This window comes from Actinacidiphila oryziradicis, from assembly GCF_005047355.1.
GTDB lineage: Bacteria > Actinomycetota > Actinomycetes > Streptomycetales > Streptomycetaceae > Actinacidiphila > Actinacidiphila oryziradicis.
Genome location: NZ_SUMC01000094.1, coordinates 21,611 through 27,610, shown reverse-complemented (window position 1 = coordinate 27,610; position 6,000 = coordinate 21,611). Strand labels below are relative to the sequence as shown.

Genomic DNA, 6,000 nt, shown 5'->3' with positions numbered 1-6,000 from the left:
AGCACATCCAGCGAGGCCTCATCCCACCGGGAAGCAATCAGAGCCCGGGTCAAGTCCTGGCACAGCCCGGCGAGGAAGGACACCCGCTCCGACAGCACCCGCTGACCCACCCGTTCACCACTGGCCTCGACCAGGCCACGGAAGGCAGTACACGTCGCCGTCGCCATCAACCGTGCCACACCCACCCCCTCCCACCCGACCCCGCACACCCTGCCAACACGACGCATCCCCGCATCCGATCGGCCTAACGACCGACCATCACACAAAGACACGCACCCGCCGACACCGCCCGATTCATACAGGAACACGCAGCCAAACCATCAACAGTTGAAGACCCTGCGCCGTGGCCAGCGAGCACGGATTCCTCGACGTGCACGCCGCGCCGTGGCCATCGGGCGCCGCCCACAGCACCGATTGCGTTGCCGCCTGTGCGGGACCCGCCGACCAGGCGAACACCCCCGCGCCGACCAAGCCGAACACAACGATGGAAACGAAAACCTTGCACGCTGACGCCATCCACTTCATGACCGCTCCGGAACCGGTGGCCCGCGGGTACCGCCCACAGGGAGACCAAGACATCCGATGAATGTCGGCAAGACTGGCAGCCGGTTCGGGTAGCAATCATGGGATTGCGAGAAGGAACCTGGCCCATCGTCAGCCAGCACGGGACACAGGGATCGGATGTCTGCGCGGTCGACTCGGGGGTGAGCGGGCGTTGCGCGACCCTGTCGGTCATTCGCTGAAGCGGTGAGGCGGCCGGGCAGCCGGCGAGTGCGGTGACGATTCGGCGGATGCGGGCCCGCTACAGGGGTCCTGGGGTCTCGTCCTGCCAGCGGGCGGGCGCGAGGCGCCTACCCGGGCTGGCCCAAGCCGCCGCACCATCCCCCCGGGGGCAGGGAGCAGGGCCGTACTCTCACTCTCCGCGTCGGTGCCTCAACACGGGGTTGGACGGCTCAGGGACGAACCGCGGTGGTCCCGGCCCCACGAGCCGTCCGGACGAGCGCACGGTGCCCGGTGGCATGCCGGACAGGTCAGCCGCCGTCGAAGAGCAGACGGTCGTCGATCAGCTCTACGGGCTGCGGCCGGACCAGTTCACCGCTGCCCGCACCCAGTGCGCTACGCGCCCGACAGAGTGGCGACCGCGTGCTCGCGGCCCGGATGCGCCATTCGGGTCTCGGTGTTGCACTGGAAGCAGGCGCCACTCGCGGGCCGGCACCGTAGTTGCATCATCCGGTGGTGGCGGCACACCCGCCTTCCTGCTCGGCGCCCACGCCAGAGCCACGCCTGGCTGCAGGCCGCCGACCCTGCGCTGGCCCGCCAGGTCCTGGACTACCAACAGCACCACTGCCAGGGCGAGGCGATCATCAGCCCCGCCAAGCAGCGCACCTGTCAACACCAGCACCTGAAAACCGGCGATGACAGCTGACACCGGCGTGCGCGTTCTTGCCCGGCTACCCCCCACACGCAGGAGGGAGCACCATGACCAGCAGCACCGAAACCGGCGAGGTCACCGGCACGAAGGACAAGGACCACAACCTGATCTGGTACATCGAGGCGTGCCTGAGCAACGCGTTGCGGGCGGAGACCTACATCCATGACGCGGAACGCGAGAACGACACCGAACTCACGGAACTGTTCCGCAAGGCACAGGCCGACAGCCGCAAGGGCGCTGAACTGGCAATCAGCTGCTGCGTACCCGGCTCGGCGGCTGACACGCGTCTGAGGATGGCCAGCCAGCGCGGGGGACGGCTCCGCCTCTCAGCCAGCCAGGAGCGTGCCCCCGCAATCGGCAACTGGCTGGGGGACGGCCAGGGCTCCTCACGCGGGCACGCCGCAGTAGCGCCCCGCAATCTCGGACTGCGCCTGGTCATCGTCCTACGGCCGTATCCACTGGCAGAACCTCACGAACTTCGGAGTCCTGCCGTTGGAATTCACCGACGAGGCCGACTACGAGCGGCGGGCGCCCAATCGCTACCGGCCAGTCCGGCAACATCGGCGCCGGTGGCCGGTCGCCGCTGACAGGCGCCCGCCCGGGCGGGGCAGCGTGGCGTGGGCCGTAAGGGGGATGGCCGGCATCAACCCTGGTCGTAGCGGTCAGGCCACGGGCAGTGCCCGGCCAGAGTCGTCCACTCCCGGTCGTCCTGGCCGGGCACGAGCCGCCCCGCGGTCGCCCACCGGCGCGCCAGGGCGCACATAGCGGTCACCCCCGCCGGCGGCTACCGGCGGATCCTGGAGCGCCACGTCGCCGATGCCGAGGAGCACGTCAGCAGCATCGACGAACACATGGACCAGCTGCGGCCCCACGGTCTACTCGACGCCCTCGATGGGGCTCGTCACCTCGCCGGGCAGGCCATCCAGGTTGCCCGGCTGCCCCTCGACGTCGCCATGGCGGTACCGGCCGGTGTGTTGCGGGGCCGTGGTAGGGCCGCGGAGCGCCAGCTGTTGAAGAACGCCGAGGACGAGTACGCGACCACCGCCTTGGCCGTGGCTACCTGCCGGGCCGGCGAAAGCATCGCCCAGGAGGCCGACGACGCCGCCGGCGCGGACCTGCTCGACTCCATCCGCCGCCACGACGAGGAACTGCTGCAAAAGCTCGCCGACAGCCTCCAAGAGCAGGCCGAGGCAGTGGTGGCCGCCGCGAACGGCGGCCGCGGTGGTGCGGAGTGGGCCGCCTCCACCGGGGCCGGTGAGGCGGTCCGCGGTGGTTGGAGCCGCCTCCGGGAGACGGTCGAGGAGGCCGAACATACGGTCGAAGGTACGGTCGGGCGGCTGCCGGGCGTGAGCTGGATGCGGGGCGAGGTGCAAGGGGCCGCGGCCGCGGAGGACGAGCTGCCGATTCCTGGCTACGGCGAGCTGACCGTCGTCGAGGTCTCCGGCCGGCTTCGGCACCTGTCCCAGGCCGAGCTGGCCACCACCGAGGGCTATGAGCGGGCCCACGCGGGCCGCACCACGATCCTGAACAAGATCTGGGACCTGCGCGGGAATGAGCCCTGGCCCGGTTACGACTCCATGAAGGCCGACGAGATCCGCACCCGGCTGCGCGAGGCCGACCCCGACCTCGCCCGGCAGGTACTCGACTACGAGCGCCGCCACCAAGAACGCACCACCATCACCACGGCCGCCGAACACGCCGCCACATGACCGGCCGCCGTGACGGCAACGACGCACGACAGGTCCCCTGACCGGACGGTCTCCCGTGAGGGTCGGGCCACTCCCGCGGCCCGATGCCCTCATGCTCGAGGTGGGCGACGGCGAACGCGGCCACCCGCCGGCCAGGACCAGCGCTTGGCCGCGCGGCCCGAGTTTGCCGGTCGGATTTCGCCGGTCAGCTGCCCGGACGCGTGGCATCGGCGATTGCGGGCGGATGGTGGATCCTGGGCCCGCAGCGGCGAGTGCTCTGGTGTCCGGGTGCCGGCAGGGGCAGGCTGCGGGGAGACATCCCAAGGGAGGCACGAGCGTGGCGATCACCACCGTCGGAGCGTTGTCCGCGCGGCCGTACGCGGCCGGCGACCAGGACACGGTGCTCGCGCTGGTGGAGGCCGACCGGCTGCCAGGGCAGCCGGAGGCAACGCCCGCGATGCTCGCCCAGGCCCTGGCCGGGCGCTCGCCGGTGGACGGCGGCTGGTGGGCCGAGCTCGAGACCGTCCTCACGGATGTCGTGCACGACCCCTCCGGGCGGGTGCGGGGGGTCGTCTCCTACGTCACTCGCCCCGGGGACGGGGCCGGACTGATCCTGTGGCTGCACGCCGAGGAGGAAGACCAAGCAGTCGCCCAGGCCCTGGCCGGCCACGCGCTCGGCCAGCTCGGGCCGCGCACGGTGCACGCGTTCGAGTTCGCCTGCGCGCTCACGCTCGGACTGGAGGGCCTGCCAGTGCGCAACCGCCCGGCGACCCGCCGGGCCCTGGAGGCGACCGGGTTCACCGGCCGTGACCGGTGGCGCTACCTCCACCGCCCGTTGGACAGCCCGCTGCCGACGGTCGCGTACCCGGTCGCCGACGTATGCCATTGCGCCGACCCGCCCGGCTGGCAACTCCACCTGCGTGAGAGCGACGGCACCCCGGTCGGCGAGGCCACCATCGGCCGCCCCAGGAACAGGACCGGCGTGCTGTGGTGTATCAACATCGACCCCGCGCACCGCGGCCGCGGACTCGGCCGCCTGCTGCTCGGACAGTGCCTCACGCGCCTGGCCGCCGAGGGCGCCCGCGAGGTGATCGCCTACGTCGACGACGACGCCCCGCCCGGCGACCCCGAGCACGACCGCACCGCCGCCAACCGGCTCTACGACTCCATGGGCTTCACCGAGCTGGACCGGCTCTGGTCCTTCACCCGCCGCCCCTGAGCGCCGGCGCACCGCCGACTACACGAACGCGAATCCGCGGACGTGGCCCTCCAAACCATCACCCCAACGACTCACTGGCGGCCGAACGGATGCAAACGCTCTTCGCAGGCGTTGCGGCCAACGGCCCACAACTTCTTGAGGGCCGCCGCATACACAGTCATCAGCAACGCGGCCCCGGACCGGGCACACCTCGCGGACCTCACCACCTGCCACCGCCGGAGACCAGTAGCAGGACCCGCACCGGTGCCGACCGTCCCGCGCAGCATCCACCCGCCCGTCGCCAGCAGCCCCGGCTTTCCGGCCCCGGCGCGATTAGGCCGGACCGGTGACTGCCGCACCGCCCTGCGACGCGGCAGCGCGGGCACTCATAACCGGCGCCCGGCTCGCCCGCTGCAGCGCGAGATGAGCCTTGACCCACCCGTGGGTTTCCCGGCCGGCGAAGAACGGGTGCTCGGCCACGGCGGCGGACAACTGCGACTGCCGGGCCCACAACATGTCAATCACCCGCTGCTCATCACCACCCAGGCGGGAGAAGACCTGCGGCCACCGCACCAGCTCGCGCCGCACCCCGTCCAGCTCGCGCTGCAGCTCAAGGAGATCAGCCGGGAAGTCGAAAGCGTCGTCCACATCCGGGATCGTAGGGCGGCCCGCCCCCAAGGCAGGCCAGTGACACCAGGGCCAACCGGATGACACCAGGCAGCCCCAACCCGGAGCCACCGCACGCGTGCGGCTGGTGCCGCACCACCGCCCCCGCACCGGACGGAGGACGCCCGCAGGACCGGCAGGGGCTTGGAAAAAGCTGAATGGCGTGCTCGCGGCACAAGTGTGCTACCCAGGGGACGCGCCCCGGCCGAAGGGCGCGATCCGCTCCTGCTCGGCAGCTCCCGCCGGGCGTTGCGCACGCCGCTGGCCTGTTGCGGTGAGTTCCACCCGGGGCTTCACACAGGGCAGTGGGTCAGGGAGCGAAGAGGGTAATCGGAGTTTCCGGAGAGGCCCGGACAAGGGGGATGAGCAGGGATTATGCCGTTGCCGCGGCGAAGAGTTCCGGTAGTGGTCGTGGGAGCCATTGCGGCAGTACTTCCAACATCACTCCCCGCCCCCCTTCAAATTATCCCGCAAGTGATGATATGAACTCACCACGGTCCCGCCCTGGCGGGCGGGACCGGCCAGCACCGTTGCGCGGATGGCGGCGCCTCAGGAACCGCCGCCATCCGCGCCCGGCTCCGCAGCCGCACAGCGACCAACTCGCCCCTCGCCCTGCCCGGCACACCCCGCGGGTGCTTCACGGTGTGCGGGGGCTGGCATGGGGACCGGGCGGCGGTCCTTCGTCCGCTGACGCCTTTTCCGGGACTCGGTCGAGTCCCGGGTCCACGCGTGGGTCCGGACGTGGGTCCGGACATTGATCCGAAGACGTGATCGATAGGGTGCCGGTGTGCGCGCCTGAAGAGCTGGACGAGGTGGACTGGGCCCGGCCTTGAGCACGCCTACGGGCCGGCCGACGACGTGCCGGAGATGATCCGCGCGCTGCCACCAGAGGTCGTTGTATCCGGCGACGCTGGAAGCCGTGCCGTTCCTGGCCCATCCGGCGCTGCACGTGGTCTGGCACCGAGGCGCCCTGCTGGAGGTGCTGACCAGGCTCGACGAGCGCAGTGCGCCTGCGG

Annotated in this window: 4 protein-coding genes and 1 pseudogene; 4 read left to right on the top strand and 1 reads right to left on the bottom strand. The window is 71.1% G+C overall.

The genetic code is table 11. The features are described 5' to 3' along the window. Window positions 1–1,180 precede the first annotated feature (1,180 nt). The 4 genes and pseudogenes from FCI23_RS44240 (at window position 1,181) to FCI23_RS44225 (ending at window position 4,339) form a co-directional block, all read left to right on the top strand. Complete coding sequence (locus FCI23_RS44240) at window positions 1,181–1,426, top strand: hypothetical protein (protein WP_136729700.1); 246 nt, start codon at window positions 1,181–1,183, stop codon at window positions 1,424–1,426. Window positions 1,427–1,479: 53 nt separating this feature from the next. Continuing rightward, window positions 1,480–1,712: pseudogene (locus FCI23_RS44235) on the top strand (hypothetical protein). A gap of 571 nt (window positions 1,713–2,283) precedes the next feature. Further along, on the top strand, window positions 2,284–3,141 hold the full coding sequence (locus FCI23_RS44230; protein ID WP_136729699.1) for a hypothetical protein: 858 nt from the start codon (window positions 2,284–2,286) through the stop codon (window positions 3,139–3,141). Window positions 3,142–3,457: 316 nt separating this feature from the next. After that, window positions 3,458–4,339, top strand: a complete 882-nt coding sequence (locus FCI23_RS44225) for a GNAT family N-acetyltransferase (protein WP_246144648.1) — start codon at window positions 3,458–3,460, stop codon at window positions 4,337–4,339. A 312-nt stretch (window positions 4,340–4,651) separates the two neighbouring features. Here the strand turns inward: FCI23_RS44225 and FCI23_RS44220 are convergent, their stop codons facing one another. Then, a complete protein-coding gene (locus FCI23_RS44220) occupies window positions 4,652–4,966 on the bottom strand; it encodes a hypothetical protein (protein ID WP_136729698.1) in 315 nt (104 codons plus the stop codon). Window positions 4,967–6,000: the final 1,034 nt, after the last annotated feature.